The following is a 17,043-nucleotide window of genomic DNA, read 5'->3' as shown; positions in this document are numbered from 1 at the left end:
CTCTGCGTGCGAGGTCACTGTGGTACCCCCAGGTCGGCGGTCGGGCGGCGGTGGCCGGGTGCGGTCGGTGTGATCGGCATCAGTACTCCAGCCGTTCGCGCCGGCCGAGCCTGGTCACGATGACCGCGAAGATCAGGGTGACGATGAGCATCGCGACGCCGATCGTGGTGGCCCGTCCGGCCTGCCCGTCGTGGAAGGTCTTGGTGTAGACGTAGTAGCCCATGACCTGGGTGGAGTCGGCGGGGCCGCCCGGCCCCACGGTCATGATCTGCACCACGGCGAACGCGTCGAGCGCGATGATGCCCATATAGATCCAGCCGGTCTGGACCGTGTCCCACAGCAGCGGCAGGGTGATCTTGAAGAAGGTCTTGACCCGGTTGGCCCCGTCGAGCAGCGCCGCCTCGTAGAAGTCCCTCGGGATGGAGCTCATCCCGGCGGAGAAGAGGACGACGTAGAAGCCGACGTTGCTCCAGACCATCACCGCCATCAGGCACCACAGCGCGAGCTTCGGATCGGCCAGCCACTGCTGCTCGAGCGAGTCCAGGCCGACTCCGTCGAGGAAGGAGTTGATCGCGCCGTTGCGCGGGTTGTAGGTGAACTGGAACAGCAGGGCGACGATCGCGATCGACAGCACCTGCGGGAAGAAGTAGATCACCTTGTACAGGCCCGACCCGCGCACCCCGGAGACCGCCGCGTTCTTACGGCCCCGGCCGCCCACATTGAGCATGAAGGCGAAGAAGAGCCCGAGGCCGAGCGTCACCAGCGGCACCACCAGCAGCAGCAGGACATTGTGCCCGACCGCTTTCCAGAAGAGGTCGTCGTGCAGCAGCCAGTCGTAGTTCTTGAACCCGACCATCTTGAAGTCGGAGCTCAGACCCGTCCAGTCCGTGAAGGAGTAGTAGATGGCCTGGACGAACGGCGAGATCACGAAGACCGCGTAAAGGATCACCGGCAGGGCCAGGAACCCCGCGATGAACCGGTACTTCCCATGCTGCATTTCTACCGACCTCGGTCTTCCCCTGCGGATAATGCCGCCGGCGACGCGTGGAGCCTCATCAGACGTGCTTGTACTTCTTGACGGCGTCGTCCTTCGCCGTGTCATCGGCGAACTTCTGGCACTTCTTGATCGTCTCGGCGGGGGTCATCCGGCCGGCCATCATCTCGCCGAGCGCGCCGACGCCGATCTGCTGCTTCTGCAGCGTCACGTACCAGTCCTGGAGCCGCGGGTTGACCACGTTCTTGCCCGCCTTGGTCAGCGCCTCCTGCGCCGACGCCAGGCCCGGCGGCAGGCTGAGCCCTTCGGTGCCGCCGTTGAGGGAGGAGAGCGAGGAGACCTGCTTGATGAAGTTCTTGGTGGACTTCTCACCGAGCATGATCCGCAGCAGCTCCATGCCGCCCTGGGGGTTCTTCGCCGACTTCGGGACGATGAAGGGCTCACCGCCGGAGGCCCACAGGGTGCCGAACGGCAGCTTGTCGCTCTTGTCCAGGCTGGAGGGCGCGGCCACCGCCATCTGGAAGTCCTTCGGGGTGGTCTTCTTCGCCTCGTTCTCCACCCAGGAGCCGTTCGGGATGAACAGCGCCTTGCCCTGGTTCCACGCGGTCTGGGACTCGATGTGGGTCAGGCCCGGGGTGCCCTTGAGGATGTAGCCCTTCTTGTAGAGCTCGTAGTACGCCTCGAAGGCGGCCTTGACGGCCGGGTGCTTCCAGGCGTTCGGCTCCAGGTTGTCGATCGAGTCCAGGACCTCCCGGCCGCCGATCTTGGCGATGAAGGGGTAGAGGCTGAACGGCAGGTAGTAGGGGAACTTGCCGGGGTAGGTCCAGCCCGCGATGCCCTTCTTCTTGGCCTTCTCGCAGACCTTGAGCATGTCGTCCCAGGTCTCGGGGTACTCCACGTCGAGCTTGGCGAGATTGCTCTTGGAGTACCAGACGCCGTAGACGGTGTAGGCGTAGTAGAGGATCCACACCGGCTTGCCGTCGAACTGGCCCATCTCCACGACACCGGGGCGCAGCGTCTCGCGCACCGTCTTGTTCGGGTCGTCGAGGGAGGGCGCGTCCAGCAGCGGGGTGAGGTCGGTCAGCTGGTTCTTGCCGACCAGGGTGCCCATGTCCATCTGCTCGGCGCCGGAGTTGTCGACGAGGTCCGGCGGGGTGCCGCCGTTGAAGCGCGGCTGGAGGACGGTCTGGATCTTCTGGGTGGCGGAGTGCTTGACCTTGCCCTTGGTCTTCGGGAAGGCCGCGGCGTACTCCGCCTCGGCGTCCTTGGCGTACTGCTGGCCGAAGCCGCCGTCGAAGATGACGACGTCGAGCGCGGCGCTCTCATTGACCGCGAGCGGGTTCTTGGCGCTCTTCTTGCCCTTGTCGACCTTCTTGGAGTCGTCGTCACCGCCACTGGCACAGGCGGACAGCGCGCTCATCGCCGGCACGGTGATCAATCCGAGCGCCGCCGAGCGCTTGATCAGATCGCGACGGCCGACATCTGAGGTGGATCCCATGCTCAAGTCCTCGCCTTCGTCAGGACTCAGGCGGTGTAACGGTCTCCCGTACATACTCGCCTCCGGCGAGGGGCCCGACACCGCGGGTCAGTTGAAGCGTCAAGCGGAGTATTGCTGGGTGTACGCCGGGGAGAGCGGATGACCCGCCGAGGCCCTCCGATATGGGCCGCGGTGCGGCCTTCCCCCTGGGGCGACAGGTATAGTCCACTGGGCCTCATATGGGCAAGATCGAGAGGTCATCGGGTAACAGTCTTTCCCGAGTTGAGACCTGCCCGACATACCGTAAGGGGAGACATGCCGCGCGGCACGCCGCCGCGCGCGCTCCCCGAAAGGCGGTTCCCGTGTCCCGGAAGCAGCTCACCCTCGCCACCAGCATTGTCGTGACCGCGACACTCGCGGCCACCGCTGGGTGCGGCTCCGGCAGAGGGGGCTCGTCGGCCGGGGACAGCAAGGGCGGCGCGGCGATCGGCAAGGGCATGGCCCAACTGCCGGTGGAGCCCACCCAGGCGCCGACCGAGGAGCCCACCGAAGACCCCACCGACAATCCGTATGACGATCCGTCGGACTCCCCCACCGGCGGCTCCGGCCTGGTCACCCCGGACGCCAAGATGGGCACCTGCGGATGGGGTTCGGGCGGCAAGCCCTACGCCAATGTGAAGATCAGCAACTCCGGCTCCGGCACGGCCTACTATTCACTGCTGGTCGGCTTCGTGGACAGCTCCGATGAGGTCGTGACCACCGGGATGGAGTCCGACGCGTCCGTGGCGGGCGGCTCCGAGAAGACCATCAAGGTCACCGGGCTCAAGGCGGACAGCTCCCACACCGCGAAGAAGTGCCGGCTGTCGCTGGCCACCAAGTCCGACAACGCGCGCTGACGACACGCCAGGAGCAACCCCAAGGGGCGCACGGAATCGCCCCCCTGGACGCGGGCCGTGCCACCGGCAGGGGTACGGCCCGCGCCGTACCACCCGCCGCACGGGCGCCCATTGAGCGCTGTCCGCATCCTTGACACCACCCTCCCCCTGCCTCCCTACTTATCTCTGCCCGACCCAGTGGACAACGTTGTCAGACTCGTTGAGAGGCTGAGTATGCGACAGAGACGACCCCAGAGACGATGGCGTGGGATCGGACGGTCGGCCGCCCTGGTGGCGGCCGTCCTGCTGGCGGTGACGGCCCAGGGCGGTGCGGTCGCCGCCCCCGCCGGCCCGGACTCCACGCACCACGCCGACCGCACCTTCGCCTCGTCCTTCGAATCGGGCGATCCCCAGCCCGACTGGCGGAACACGGTCGAGACCGGCCCCGACGGCAAGAAGAAGGCGTCGGGAGTCGACGGAGGCTACTCCTCCGGGATCCCCGGCAATGTCACCGACAAGGTCACCGAGGTCCGCGCGAGCGGGGAGAACACCGACGGCGGGGAGGTCAAGGAGAACCTCGTCGACGGCGAGGTCACCAGCAAGTGGCTGGCCTTCGACACCACCGCCTGGCTCGAGTTCGACCTGAGCGAGCCGGTGGAGGCCGTCCGCTACGCCCTCACCTCCGCCAATGACGCCCCCGGCCGGGACCCGAAGGACTGGACCCTCAAGGGCTCGGCCAACGGCTCCGACTGGACGACGCTGGACACCCGTAAGGACGAGGCGTTCTCCTCGCGCCAGCAGACGCGGGAGTTCTCCTTCGACAGTTCCACGGCCTACAAGCACTTCCGGCTGGAGATCACCCGCAACGCCGGGGACGACATCGTCCAGCTCGCGGAGGTGCAGTTCGCGAACGGTGACACCACCCCGCCCGCGGCCTCCGACATGCAGACCCAGATCGACCGCGGCCCGACCGGATCCCCCACCGCCAAGGCCAACGCGGGCTTCACCGGCACCCGTGCCCTGCGCTACGCGGGCACCCACAAGCCGGACGGCCGGGCGTACTCGTACAACAAGGTCTTCGACGTCGACACGGCCGTCACCCGGGACACCCAGCTGTCCTACCGGATCTTCCCGTCGATGACCGAGACGGACCTCGACTACCCGGCCACCCATGTCTCCGTCGACCTCGCCTTCACCGACGGCAGCTACCTCAGCGAGCTGCCCGGCGCGGTCGACCAGCACGGCGCCCGGATGAGCCCGCAGGGCCAGGCCGCCTCCAAGACGCTCTACGTCAACCAGTGGAACCACAAGGAGTCGCGGATCGGCGCGGTCGCCGCGGGTAAGACGGTCGACCGGATCCTCGTGGCCTACGACTCCCCCAAGGGCCCCGCGCAGTTCCGCGGCTGGGTGGACGACATCTCCATCGCCCCCAAGGCGCCCGAGAAGCCGCTGACGCACCTGTCGGACTACGCCCTGACCACCCGCGGCACCAACTCCAGCGGCAGCTTCTCGCGCGGCAACAACTTCCCGGCCACCGCCGTCCCCAATGGCTTCAACTTCTGGACGCCGGTGACCAACGCGGGCTCCACCGACTGGCTCTACCAGTACGCCCGCGCCAACAACGCCGACAACCTCCCCACCATCCAGGCGTTCAGCGCCAGCCATGAGCCCAGCCCCTGGATGGGCGACCGGCAGACCTTCCAGGTGATGCCGTCCACCGCGGCCGACGTACCCAACGCCTCCCGGACCGCCCGCGCGCTCCCCTTCCGCCATGAGAAGGAGACCGCCCGGCCCTACTCCTACGGAGTGACCTTCGAGAACGGCCTCAAGACCGAGATCGCGCCCACCGATCACGCCGCGGTCATGCGGTTCACCTATCCGGGCGAGAACGCGAGCGTCGTCTTCGACAACGTCAACAACAACGGCGGGCTGACCCTCGACGCCGGGAACGGGGTGGTCTCCGGCTACTCCGACGTCAAGAGCGGGGGATCCGCCGGCGCCACCCGGATGTTCGTCTACGGCGTCTTCGACACCCCGGTGAGCGCGAGCGGCAAGCTGGACGGAGGCGGCGGCAAGGACGTCACGGGCTACTTCCGCTTCAAGCCGGGGAAGGACCGGACGGTCACCCTCCGGCTCGCCACCTCGCTGATCGGCGTCGACCAGGCGAAGGCCAACCTCGACCGGGAGCTGCCCGCGTCGCGGTCGTTCGGGCAGGTCGAGCGGGCCGCACAGGCGGAGTGGGACGACATCCTGGGCCGGATCGAGGTCGAGGGCGCGGACCGCGGCCAGCTCACCTCGCTCTACTCCAGCCTCTACCGGCTGTACCTCTATCCCAATTCCTCCTTCGAGAACACGGGCACGGCGGCCAAGCCCCGCTACCAGTACGCGAGCGCCTTCTCGCCGGCCACCGGGGAGAACACCCCGACCCACACCGGCGCGAAGATCGTCGACGGCAAGGTGTACGTCAACAACGGCTTCTGGGACACCTACCGCACCACCTGGCCCGCCTACTCCCTGCTCACCCCGAAGCGGGCGGGCACGATGGTCGACGGCTTCGTGCAGCAGTACAAGGACGGCGGCTGGATATCCCGCTGGTCCTCACCGGGCTACGCCGATCTGATGACCGGCACCAGCTCGGACGTGGCCTTCGCCGACGCGTATCTGAAGGGCGTGCGGTTCGACGCCGAGGCCGCGTACGAGGCCGCGCTGAAGAACGCCACCGCCGTGCCGCCCACGTCGGGCGTCGGCCGGAAGGGCATGTCCTCCTCGCCCTTCCTCGGCTACACCAGCACCGAGACCCATGAGGGCCTGTCCTGGGCGCTGGAGGGCTATCTCAACGACTACGGCCTCGCGAACATGGGCAAGGCGCTCTACGCGAAGACGAAGAAGGCCCGCTACAAGGACGAGTCCGAGTACTTCCTGCACCGTGCGCAGGGCTATGTCTCGCTCTTCGACGACAAGGCGGGCTTCTTCCAGGGCAAGGACGCCAATGGAAAGTGGCGCGTGCCCTCCGACAAGTACGACCCCCGGATCTGGGGCTACGACTACACCGAGACCAACGGCTGGGGCTACGCCTTCACCGCGCCCCAGGACAGCCGGGGCCTGGCCAACCTCTACGGCGGCCGCGCGGGCCTGGCGAAGAAGCTGGACACCTACTTCTCCACCCCGGAGACCGCCTCGCCGGAGTTCGCCGGTTCCTACGGCGGCGTCATCCACGAGATGACCGAGGCACGGGACGTCCGCATGGGCAATTACGGCCACAGCAACCAGGTCGCCCACCATGTGACGTACATGTACGACGCGGCGGGCCAGCCGTGGAAGACCCAGGAGAAGGTGCGCGAGGTGCTCTCCCGCCTCTACACCGGCAGCGAGATCGGCCAGGGCTACCACGGCGACGAGGACAACGGCGAGCAGTCCGCCTGGTACCTCTTCAGCTCGCTGGGCTTCTACCCGCTGGTGATGGGCGGCTCGGAGTACGCGGTCGGATCGCCGCAGTTCACCAAGGCCACGGTGCATCTGGAGAACGGCCGCGACCTGGTCATCAAGGCCCCGCGCAACAGCGCGCGGAACGTGTACGTCCAGGGTCTGAAGGTCAACGGCAAGGCATGGAACTCCACCGCGCTGCCGCACTCGGTGCTCGCCAAGGGCGGCACGCTGGAGTTCGCGATGGGCGCCAAGCCGTCGGCCTGGGGCACGGGGAAGAACGCCGCGCCGTCCTCCATCACCAAGGACGACAAGGTGCCCACCCCGCGCCACGACCTGACGGTGCCGAGCGGCGGTACGGCCCTCCTGGACAACACCTCGACCACCGAGGCCACCTTCGAGTCGGTGGACCTGCCGGTCACGGAGCCGGGCCGCGCGGTGCAGTACACCCTGACGTCGTCGGACCGCGGCAAGGCCCCGACGGGATGGGTGCTCCAGGGCTCTCCGGACGGCGAGCGCTGGAAGGACCTGGACCGCAGGTCAGGCGAGTCCTTCAGCTGGGACAAGCAGACCCGCGTCTTCTCGGTGCGCACGCCCGGTACGTACGAGCACTACCGCCTGGTGCCGGACGACAAGTCGACACTGGCGGAGGTGGAACTGCTGAGCTGAAGTGAGCTGAGCTGAAGTGAGCTGAGCTGCGCGATGCGATGAGACATGCGGGCCGTGGCCACGCCTTCGGGCGGCCACGGCCCGCGTGCGTGACACGGTGCGCATCGGCCCGGTGGCCCGCGCCGATGGGCGCGGCCGGTTGGGGTTGGGCGGCTCGGTTGAGTGCGGGTTTCGTCTCGCGCCTTCGGCGCATTTGAGCATGGGCGGCGGGGGTGGGGGGCGCGGGCCTCGCCGCCGGGCGCCGGGCCGGTTGGAGTGGGCACCGGTGGCGGCAACGGTGCTCTGAGGCTGGGCCCGGTGCCGGAGTGGGGGCATGATCCCGTGCGGTGCGACGCCGGACGGTGGGTGGGGGCCTTAGGGCGGTCTGGCGTCGCGCTCGGCCCCACCCCTCCGGGTACCCCCTCCGAAAACACTTGATGCTACGCAACTAATGCATCAAGGGATTTCCAGAAGGCATCCCCAACCCCCGCAGTCCGGCACCGGGCCCGCCACCGGGCACAAATGCCGCCACGGCCCCCGCGCCCCACCGGCCCCGCGCCCCACCGGCCCCTCGGCCGGCGACGCGCCCTGGCCCGGCACCCCCGCCGCCCATGCTCAAATGCGCCGAAGGCGCGAGACGATACCCGCGCCCGACAACCGGTCTCAGGCCGCCTAGGCCCGCTCGAAGGCGGGCGCCGTGGGCGCGGCGAACCACACGATCCGCGTGGTGATCCCCTTCTCCCGCCCGAACCACCACATCGCTCGTTCGGGTGAAGCGAGAGTGAGCCGGTGCCGCCCGTTGGCGGTGACGACGTGGGCACTTCCGTCGTCGTACGCGAGGCCCCATGCGGCAATTTCGCCGTCCTGCATGCCCGGCTCCACCTCGTACTGCACGGCGACGGCGAAGACGCGGGGCGCCTGGTCGAGTGCGAGATCGCAGAGTTCTTGGTCGAAGTCGAAGGCAGCCATGGAAGTCTCCCGTCAGGAGGGGGAATTGGGCCATGCACGTACGGTGACGCGATTCACACCGTAGCGTGAAACATGGGCTACATCCCAGGTTTTCAGCGCATGGAGCCCAATGCCGCCCGATAGGGTGACACCACCACGCCCAAACCTTGCAGGGAGAGATGGCTCATGGCCCCGACCAAGTACCCGCCGACCGTGCGACAGCGGCGCTTGGGCGCGGAGTTGCGACGGCTCCGCGAACGAACCGACCTCTCCGCTACCGACGCGGGTCGCCTCTTCGGGGCCAGCCAGTCACGCGTCAGCAGCATCGAGGCAGGGCGCTACGCGGTGAGTGCCGACCGGGTGCGCCACCTGGCGAGCCTCTACAACTGCGCGGATCAGGCGCTGATCGACGCCCTCGTGGAAATGACCGGGAGACAGACCCGGGGCTGGTGGGAGCAGCAGCGAGAGGTCCTGCCCGCCGGACTACTCGACCTGGCCGAGCTGGAGCACCACGCCACCCTCGTGCGCGTCGCCACGATGATCCACATGCCGGGCCTTCTGCAGACCAGGGACCACGCCCGAGCGCTCTTCGACTCGACGGTCCCACCTCTTCCACCGCACGCGGTGGAACATCGACTCTCGCACCGGATCAAGCGGCAGGGAATCCTGCACGAGGGCAAGCCAACCCCGCTGACCGCGATCATCCACGAAGCCGCCCTACGGATGGGCCTCGGCGGCCCGGCCGTGGCCCGCGCCCAGCTTCAACACCTCATCGAGATGAGCGAACGCGAGAATGTCACGATCGTGGTGGTCCCGTTCGGCGCGGGGCCGCTCCATGGCTCCGGTCACCCCATCGACTACTTCGGCGGCTCAGTTCCCCAACTCGACACCGTGGAGCTCGACACGGATCACGCCACGGTGCTACTCGACTCGGAAGCCCATCTCATGAAATATCGGAGCGTGCTGGATCGTCTTGAGAGCTACGCGCTCAAGCCAGCAGCGTCCCGGGAACTCATCTACCGCATCGAGCAGCACACCTGAGGAGAAAACAACGTGGCCACCCACGACTGGCAAAAGTCCTCATACAGCCAGGAGGGATCAGCCTGCCTCTACATCGCCGCCCCGGCAGCCCACACCATCGCGCTCCGGGAGAGCGACGAACCGGATGTCATCCTCACCACCACGCCCGCCACGCTCGGCACCTTCATACGCGCGGCGAAGGGGGGCGCGTTCGACGGCCTCATCGGGGACCGGTAGGGGCCGTCTCCTCACCGTCGTAGTCCAGCCGGGCTCGCTGGACCTTGGGCAGGTTCTCGGCCGACCAGGTCGCGAGCGTGGCGAAGAGCGGGCCGAGGCTGCCGCCCAGCTCGCTGATCTCGTACTCCACCCGGGGCGGGACCTCCGGGTGGTAGGTGCGCCGCACCAGCCCGTCGCGCTCCAGTTGGCGCAGCCGCTGGGTCAGCACCTTCGGGGTGATGGTGCCGATATGGCGCTGCAGCTCCACGAAGCGCTGACGGCCGTATTCATGGAGCGTCCAGAGGATGGGTGTGGTCCAGCGGCTGAAGACGATGTCGACCACCGGGGCGATCGGGCAGGCCTGTTCTGGTTCCTCGGACATAGTCACTTTCCTCTAGGTACCTACTATCCCCACGATGCTAGCTTCACCGTGCCGCGCGGCGAGGACAAGGTCCGTCACTGTGAGATGGGGAGCTGCACATGATCGTGGTAACTGGAGCGACCGGGAACGTGGGTCGGCCGCTGGTGGAGACACTCGTCGCATCCGGCGAGCGGGTGACGGCGGTTTCGCGACGGCCCACCGGCACGGAGTTGCCGGAGGGGGTACGGCACCATCGGGCCGAGCTGGCCGACCCAGGGAGTCTGCGGCCCGCGCTGGAGGGGGCCGACGCGCTGTTCCTGCTCTTCGCGGGCGAGTTGCTGGCCGGAACCGCACGGACCGGCGAACTCCTGGACGTCGCGCGGTCCGCCGGCGTACGGCGCGTGGTCCTGCTCTCCTCCCAGGCCGCCGGGACCCGCCCGGAGGCGGTCTCCCACGCCCCCATGCGGGCGTTCGAGGACGCCGTCCGGAAGTCGGGTCTCGACTGGACGATCCTGCGGCCCGGGGGCTTCGCCTCGAACGCCTTCGCCTGGGCCGAATCCGTCCGTAAGGAGCGCGTGATCGCGGCGCCCTTCGCCGACGTCGGACTGCCGGTCGTGGACCCCGCGGACATCGCGGAGGTCGCGGCCGCCACGCTGCGGGAGCCGGGCCACGCGGGCCGTATGTACGAGCTCACCGGCCCCGCCCCGGTCACCCCGCGCGGACAGGCGCATGCGATCGCCGACGCGCTGGGCGAACCCGTACGGTTCACCGAGCTGAGCCGGGAGCAGGCACGGGCGGAGATGCTGCGGTTCATGCCGGAGCCCGTCGCGGACGGCACCCTCGACATCCTGGGCGAGCCGACGGCCGCCGAACAGCGGGTGAGCCCCGATGTCGAGCGCGTCCTCGGCCGTCCGCCGCGCGCCTTCGCCGATTGGGCAATGCGCAACATCGCGGCCTTCCGCTGATCCCGGAATGCCAGGATGGCGCGCATGGCTACCGTCCTGGCATTCCACGCCCACCCCGACGACGAGGCGCTGCTGACCGGGGGCACACTCGCCCGGCTCGCCGATGAGGGCCACCGGGTGGTGCTCGTGGTCGCCACGGACGGCCACATGGACGCGGCCCCGGAGAACGGCGAACCGCCCCGCATGCGCGAACTGCGGGCGAGCGCGGCCATCCTCGGCGTCGACCGCGTCGTCCACCTCGGCTACGCGGACAGCGGCCACGGCGGCCGCATGAGCGCCGTCATGCGGAGGATGCTCCGGCTGCCCGCCCCGCTCTTCGGCCTGCTGCTGGGCCGGGAGTGGTACATCGACGCCTCCCCCTCCCGGCCCGCGCGACGCTAGCTGTCGGCGAACAGATCCTCGGCGCGGGAGGCGGTCACAGCACGGTCCAGCCAGGCGTCGAGGAGGTCCAGATCCGTGCACGACTGAATACGGTCACGGGTCTCGGCCGTAACCTCAAGCCCCCGAAGGCTGAGCACGCGCAGAACATCTTTCGCACCTTTTACAGCCTGGCCCTGAGCCTGGCCCTCTGCCCGAACCTCGGCGAAGGCGCGCTGGGCGTGCTCGGAACGGAAGAAGTTCAGCAGCGCAGACATCAGATCTCTCCAGATTTCTCGTGCCGGGGTGTCTCCGAGACCGGCTTCAACGAGTTCGGCGTAGATGGTCGCCTGGTTGGGGTCGAGAGTGTTGAGCGTGGTCGCCAATGCCTTCAGTATGGCATCGACGTTTTCGGTCTTACTATGCGTAATCGCCGAGAACATGGCCATCGGAACATCCCGGACCACGTCCTTCGCGTCAGTGACGACGGGAGTGTTACCGGGACCCAGAACAAGTGGGCGAACTGTCAGGGACGGGTAGTCGGGGATGCCGAGCGTGATCGGGCGGGCGGCCCAACGGGCGGTGGCCTCGTCCGGGCAGAGCACGATCAGCACTGGCTGGTGGCCGAACTTCGCGTGCATGTACGAGAGGTAGTAGGCCCAGGCCGCAGGCTTCTTCGGATCTCTTCTGCTCTGGGATTCGATGGCGAACAGATACGTGCCGTCAGCCTCAGTCTCGACCTGAAGCAGTGTGTCCACACGTCTCTCGACGGGTGCGATCTCGGTGAGGTCGGGGCTGACGACAAACGCGCTGCTCGTCTCCGGGAAGGGGACGCCGAGCAGTTGTCTGAGCGCTCGGACGATGGCCCCGGTGTCCTCCTGGAAAATCCGGTGGAGGGCCTCATGTGAAGAACTGACCATGCGTCGAAACCTAGAGAGACGAAGGCAAGTGCCGGTGGCACTTGCCCTCGCTTCACTCGATCGTAGGTCGCGACTCTTCGCGTTGACTCACTCAGCCGCGGGCGATCGCGAAGACGTGGAGATCGGCGTTGTCGGGCAGGGTGACGCTCTTGACCGTCTTGCCCTCCGGCGCCCGGAACGCCTTCGTGGCGAAGATGTAGGCGTCCACCACGTCCTTGTCGCCGCCGCTGATGTTGCGGTAGCCGGTCTTGGCGAGGGTCACGTTTCCGTACTGGACCGTTCCGGCGCCGCCGCCCACCGTCCAGTCGGTGAAGGACAGGTCCGCCTCGTCCGAGCTGCCGTCGGTGTAGGTGACCTTGGCGGTGGCCTTCTGGTTGCCGTTGACGGCGCTGCCGATGAAGGAGAGGCCCGTGGACGGGGGCAGGGCGATGGTCTGGGCGGTGGCGGAGGCGTTGTCGGGGCGGCCGGACGGGGAGGCGGGCCAGGTGTAGTCCAGGCCCTGGGTGGTCCCCTTGGCGCCCGGTTCGAGGCCGGCGGCGGCGAGGGCCTGGCGGGAGTAGCTCCAGCCGCCGCCGTCGTAGTCGCCCTCGTCGTGCTCGCCGGCGTCCTCGGTCGCGCCGACGTTGTTGTACGCGGCGAGCAGCGAGCCGGGGGCGGCCACGGTGAGGGTGATCGGCTGGACGACCTCGGTGCCCTCGCTGGTCACCGTCACCTTCGCGTCGTAGAACCCCTCGGCCGTGTCCTTCCCCGCGCGCAGGGAGATCTCCGCCGTGCCGTCGGGGCCCACCGTCCCGGAGGCGGGTGAGGCGGTGATCCCGTCGGGGGCGTCGGTGGTGAAGCGCACCTCGGGGCGGTCGCCCTCGCTGACCGGGACGGCGGCCACCTTCACGGTCAGACTGTCTCCCGGGGCGAGCGTGCCCGTGGTCGGGCCGACTCCGATCTGGTACGGCTGCTCGCCCTCGCGGAAGGAGGGCGGGGCGTCGGACGGGGCCGAGCCCCAGGCGCGGTCGGGGGCGTCGGACAGGGTGTAGTCCAGCGTTCCGCCCTGCCGTACGAAGGACTCCGGCAGCCAGGGGCGGTCGCTCGTCCGCCCGTTCACCTTCAGCGCCTGGACGTAGGGCGCGCCGGGCGCGGCCTGCGGGGCGCGGATGGAGATGTCCCGGGCGCCGCGGTCGATCTCGATCCTCGGGAAGAGGGGCGAGGCCAGGACGAGTTCGGCGCGGGAGGGCACCTGCGGGTACATGCCGAGGGCGGAGAAGACGTACCACGACGACATCTCGCCGAGGTCGTCGTTGCCGGGGATGCCGTCGGACTTCGTGGTCCACAGTTGGCTCATCGCGGCGCGCACGGTCTCCTGGGTCTTGTACGGCTGCCCGGCGTACGCGTAGAGGTAGGGGACGTTGATCGACGGCTCGTTGTCCAGCTCGGACTTCTCGCCGCCCGCCCCGGTGAGCGCCCAGCCCCCGTCGGCGTCGTGGAAGAAGGCGTCCAGGCGCTTGATCGCGGCGTCCTTACCGCCCATCGCGGCGAAGAGACCGGCGGGGTTGTGCGGGACCATCCAGGTGTACTGGGCGCTGGTGCCCTCGACGAAGCCGTTGCCGGTGGCCGGGGTGAAGCCGGTGACCCAGCTGCCGTCGGCCTTACGGTTGGCGGCATAGCCGCCGGTCTCCGGGTCGGCGGCGGCGTTGAAGTTGTTCTGCCACCACTGGGCGCGGCGCGCGAAGGTGTCGGCGGTGTCCTTACGGCCGGCGGCCCGCGCCAGCTGGGAGAGGGCGAAGTCCGCGCCGGACATCTCCAGGGTCTCGGCCGCGCCGCCCCAGGCGTTGGAGACGGACGGCATGTAGTGCAGCTTCAGGTACTTGTCGAGGGAGGGCCGCTGGCCGACCGACATGATGGGCTTGCCCGCCGGGCTGAGGTCCTTCGCGGTCGGCTCGGTGGCCGCCTTGACGAGCGAGTCGAGGGCGGCGTCGAGGTCGTAGTCGTCGCCGCCGAAGGCCCGGATCCCGGCGAGGGCGGCGGCCGACGGGTCGCCGTTCATCACATGCGTCCCCGAGGCGCCCTGGAGCCAGCGGTCCCAGACGCCGCCGTTCTGCTGGGCGAGGTTCAGCAGGGACTGCGCGATGTCGGAGCCCTTGTCCGGCTCCAGCAGGGTGAGCAGCTGGAGTTGGGAACGGTAGACGTCCCAGCCGGAGAAGGTGCCGTACTGGGCCCGGTGGCCCCGGCTCACCCGGTGCACCTCACCGTCGCTGCCCCGGTAGCGGCCGTCGGTGTCGCTGATGACGTTGGGGTGCAGCAGCGAGTGGTAGAGCGCGGTGTAGAAGGTGGTGCGGTCCGCGCCCGCGCCGCCGCCGATCCGGATGGCGGACAGCTGCCGCCGCCAGGCGTCGTACGCGGCGGTGCGCACCTGGTCGAAGCCGCGCCGCGGCGGGTTCTCGGCGGCGAGGTTGGCCCGCGCGCCCTGGTCGCTGACGTAGCTGATGCCGACCTTGACGCCCACCCGGCGGGTGCCCGGGGCGAATTGGAGATAGCCGCCGGAGCCCTTCCCGGCCACCGGGCGGCCGTCGGTGCCATAGCCGGAGCCGCCCTCGGCGCTGGTGGTGCCGGGCCGCAGGGTGCCGTCCCGCCAGGTGCCCTGGGCGGTGAACGGGGTGTCGAACGTGGCGGTGAAGTGCAGCGTGTAGTAGCTGCGGCGCCCCTCGGGGTCGAGATAGCCGCAGAAGTTGCCGCTGGTGACCGAGCCGGAGACGGTGCGGTGCGCCGGGTCGATGGTGAGGTCGGCGTCCGAGCTGCCGACCTCGGAGGAGGAGGTGCGGATCAGCAGGGAGGCGGTCTTGTCCGCGGGGTAGGTGAAGCGGGCCGAGCCGGTGCGGGCGGTGGCGGTCAGGTCCGCACCGGCGCCGGAGGCGAGGGAGACCTTATAGCGGCCGGGTTCGGCGGTCTCGTCGGAGTGGCTGAAGTCGGAGGCGTAGACCTGGTCCTTGGTGTCGGCGGCGGGTGCGGAGGTGACCTCGCCGACGTGGGGGAAGAAGGGGATGTCGCCCGCGCCGCCCGCGCAGCCGGTGCCGGACATATGGGTGAGGCTGAAGCCGCGGACGCGGGTGGCGTCGTAGTGGTAGCCGCCGGGCGCGGCGGTCCGGGTGGCGTCGCCGCGGGTGTTCTCCGGGCTCCACGACAGCATGCCGGAGGGCGCGACGGCACCGGGGAAGGTGTTGCCGCCGGCCGAGCTGCCGATGAGCGGATCGACGTACGCCGCCGGGTCCTCGACCAGCGTCGGCGGCGGGGCGGCCGACGCGGGCGCGGTGGCCGCGGTGGCCAGGAGCCCCGCGGTCAGGGCCGCGGCCGCCAGGGCGGCCAGGGGTCTTGAGGGCATTGCGGTCCCACCTTGTCGGAAGGGCCGCGATCGCCGGGTCGAGCAAGCCGTGGGGACCGTATCGCACGGGGGCCGTCGGCCGTAAGGGTGCGGTGACGGTCTTGACAGGGACGCCTGGTTGGCGGCGTACTGATCGTTGCAGTCAGACTGACAACGTTGTCGCTTTCGCCGGTCGAGCAAGCCGCTTCCGCGTACCGGCAATCGCCCATCGGACGCGCCATCATGGGCGCATGATCCTCCGCCAGCTACGTGACACCGACGAGGACGCCGAGGCGGCATGGGAGGTGGTGGCCGCCGCCTTCGGGGACTCCGCCGCCCTCGCGGGCAAGGACGGATGGCCGCCGGGGTACGTGGCCGAGGTCCATGAGCGGAACCGCCATCTCGCCCGCACCGACCCGGGCGGCTGCTGGCTCGCCCTGGACGAGGCCGGGATGCCGCTCGGCGTGACGCTGTCGGCCCGGCGCGAGGGCACCTGGGGGCTGTCGATGTTCGCGGTGCTGCCACGGGCCCAGCGGCAGGGCGTGGGCCGGGAGTTGCTGGCCGCGGCGCTGCTGTACGGACGGGGGTGTCTGCGCGGCATCATCTGCGGATCGGAGGATCCGCGCGCGGCGAGCACCTACCGGCGCGCGGGGTTCGCGCTGCATCCGGCGATGCGGCTGCGCGGCACGGTCGGACCGGAGACCAAGGAGCGGCTGTCCCCGCCGGACGGCGCGGTGCACGAGGGCGTGGCCCGCCACCGGGACCTGCTGGACTCGGTGGACCGCCGCACCCGGGGCGGCGCGCACGGCGCCGACCACGAACTGCTGCTCACCCAGCGGCGGTTGCTGGTGGTGGACGACCTCGCGGGCAGCGGCTACTGCTACGTCGCCGAGGACGGCAAGGTCGAGATGCTGGCCGCGACCTCGCGGCGGCTGGCGAAGCGGCTGCTGACCGCCGCGCTGCTGTGCCTCCCGGAGGGCGCCGACGCGCGGGTGCCGGGGCTGACGGCCGAGCAGCAGTGGGCGGTGGACGTGGGGATCGAGGCCGGGCTCGAGCTGTCCACGAGCGGCTATGTGTGCCTGCGGGGGATGCCGCCCCCGATGCCGTACGTCCCTTCGGGGACGTTTCTCTGACCGCGGGGCATCGGGTACGCGAACGGGCCGCGGGGGCCCTGATACGTGGACGGGCCGCACCCCCGCCGAGGGGTGCGGCCCGTCGTCGCCGACGTGGCAATCCCCGACGTCCAGCACACGCGGCCGTCCTGATCTGGGCGGATCAGCCCCTCGTGAGGGCCGCGGCCTTCTTCTCGGCCCCGGCCGGCCACCGCTCCAGCCCGGCTACGACCAGCAGCACCGCCGGTTCGGTCTCGACGCCCAGCACGTCGCCGTCGAGCAGGCCCGCCTCCACACACCGCGGCGCGCGACACCCGTATGCGGCCGCACTCGCGTCGCGGCCTTGAAGTACTGCTTGCGTCGCGGCAGTACCGGCAG

14 protein-coding genes are annotated in these 17,043 nt (G+C 69.5%); 7 read left to right on the top strand and 7 right to left on the bottom strand.

Features of this window, described 5'->3' with window-relative positions:
- Positions 1 to 79: 79 nt before the first annotated feature.
- Positions 80 to 997: a carbohydrate ABC transporter permease gene (locus JK364_RS21855; RefSeq protein ID WP_201852823.1), complete on the bottom strand. Its 918-nt coding sequence runs from the start codon at positions 995 to 997 to the stop codon at positions 80 to 82.
- A gap of 58 nt (positions 998 to 1,055) precedes the next feature.
- Positions 1,056 to 2,492, bottom strand: coding sequence for an N-acetylglucosamine/diacetylchitobiose ABC transporter substrate-binding protein (gene ngcE / locus JK364_RS21850; RefSeq protein ID WP_201852822.1), 1,437 nt, complete (start codon positions 2,490 to 2,492; stop codon positions 1,056 to 1,058).
- Between the two features lie 341 nt (positions 2,493 to 2,833).
- Between ngcE and JK364_RS21845 the strand changes: the two genes are divergently transcribed.
- Positions 2,834 to 3,367 (top strand): hypothetical protein, encoded by a 534-nt coding sequence (locus JK364_RS21845; RefSeq protein ID WP_201852821.1) that lies wholly within the window; start codon positions 2,834 to 2,836, stop codon positions 3,365 to 3,367.
- A gap of 213 nt (positions 3,368 to 3,580) precedes the next feature.
- Complete coding sequence (locus JK364_RS21840) at positions 3,581 to 7,438, top strand: GH92 family glycosyl hydrolase (protein ID WP_201852820.1); 3,858 nt, start codon at positions 3,581 to 3,583, stop codon at positions 7,436 to 7,438.
- A gap of 651 nt (positions 7,439 to 8,089) precedes the next feature.
- On the opposite strand, the gene JK364_RS21835 is transcribed toward JK364_RS21840, so the two are convergent.
- Positions 8,090 to 8,386: a hypothetical protein gene (locus JK364_RS21835; RefSeq protein ID WP_201852819.1), complete on the bottom strand. Its 297-nt coding sequence runs from the start codon at positions 8,384 to 8,386 to the stop codon at positions 8,090 to 8,092.
- 165 nt (positions 8,387 to 8,551) lie between these two features.
- Between JK364_RS21835 and JK364_RS21830 the strand changes: the two genes are divergently transcribed.
- Positions 8,552 to 9,406 carry a helix-turn-helix domain-containing protein gene (locus tag JK364_RS21830; protein WP_201852818.1) on the top strand — a complete coding sequence of 285 codons (855 nt, stop codon included), beginning with the start codon at positions 8,552 to 8,554 and terminating at the stop codon, positions 9,404 to 9,406.
- A 12-nt stretch (positions 9,407 to 9,418) separates the two neighbouring features.
- The gene (locus tag JK364_RS21825; protein WP_201852817.1) at positions 9,419 to 9,622 is read left to right on the top strand and encodes a DUF397 domain-containing protein; all 204 of its coding nucleotides are present in this window, start codon (positions 9,419 to 9,421) and stop codon (positions 9,620 to 9,622) included.
- On the opposite strand, the gene JK364_RS21820 is transcribed toward JK364_RS21825, so the two are convergent.
- Positions 9,606 to 9,983 (bottom strand): winged helix-turn-helix transcriptional regulator, encoded by a 378-nt coding sequence (locus JK364_RS21820; protein WP_201852816.1) that lies wholly within the window; start codon positions 9,981 to 9,983, stop codon positions 9,606 to 9,608. The two genes, JK364_RS21825 and JK364_RS21820, sit on opposite strands and share 17 nt — an antisense overlap.
- Before the next feature lie 98 nt (positions 9,984 to 10,081).
- Between JK364_RS21820 and JK364_RS21815 the strand changes: the two genes are divergently transcribed.
- Positions 10,082 to 10,927 carry an NAD(P)H-binding protein gene (locus JK364_RS21815; RefSeq protein WP_201852815.1) on the top strand — a complete coding sequence of 282 codons (846 nt, stop codon included), beginning with the start codon at positions 10,082 to 10,084 and terminating at the stop codon, positions 10,925 to 10,927.
- A gap of 24 nt (positions 10,928 to 10,951) precedes the next feature.
- A complete protein-coding gene (locus JK364_RS21810; protein ID WP_201852814.1) occupies positions 10,952 to 11,308 on the top strand; it encodes a PIG-L deacetylase family protein in 357 nt (118 codons plus the stop codon).
- Here JK364_RS21810 and JK364_RS21805 read toward each other — a convergent pair.
- A complete protein-coding gene (locus JK364_RS21805) occupies positions 11,305 to 12,204 on the bottom strand; it encodes a hypothetical protein (RefSeq protein ID WP_201852813.1) in 900 nt (299 codons plus the stop codon). The genes JK364_RS21810 and JK364_RS21805 overlap by 4 nt on opposite strands.
- 91 nt (positions 12,205 to 12,295) lie before the next feature.
- Entirely contained in the window at positions 12,296 to 15,574 is a 3,279-nt protein-coding gene (locus JK364_RS21800) for a GH92 family glycosyl hydrolase (RefSeq protein WP_201852812.1), read from the bottom strand.
- Between the two features lie 230 nt (positions 15,575 to 15,804).
- Here JK364_RS21800 and JK364_RS21795 point away from each other — a divergent pair, with 230 nt between their 5' ends.
- A complete protein-coding gene (locus JK364_RS21795; RefSeq protein ID WP_201852811.1) occupies positions 15,805 to 16,686 on the top strand; it encodes a GNAT family N-acetyltransferase in 882 nt (293 codons plus the stop codon).
- Positions 16,687 to 16,828: 142 nt separating this feature from the next.
- Here JK364_RS21795 and JK364_RS57040 read toward each other — a convergent pair whose 3' ends face one another.
- Positions 16,829 to 16,960: a hypothetical protein gene (locus tag JK364_RS57040; protein ID WP_269146278.1), complete on the bottom strand. Its 132-nt coding sequence runs from the start codon at positions 16,958 to 16,960 to the stop codon at positions 16,829 to 16,831.
- Positions 16,961 to 17,043: the final 83 nt, after the last annotated feature.

Source organism: Streptomyces endocoffeicus (genome assembly GCF_016741935.1).
In the GTDB taxonomy this organism is placed as follows: domain Bacteria; phylum Actinomycetota; class Actinomycetes; order Streptomycetales; family Streptomycetaceae; genus Streptomyces; species Streptomyces endocoffeicus.
Note: the sequence above shows the minus strand (reverse complement) of the source record. Positions and strands in the feature narration are given on the sequence as shown.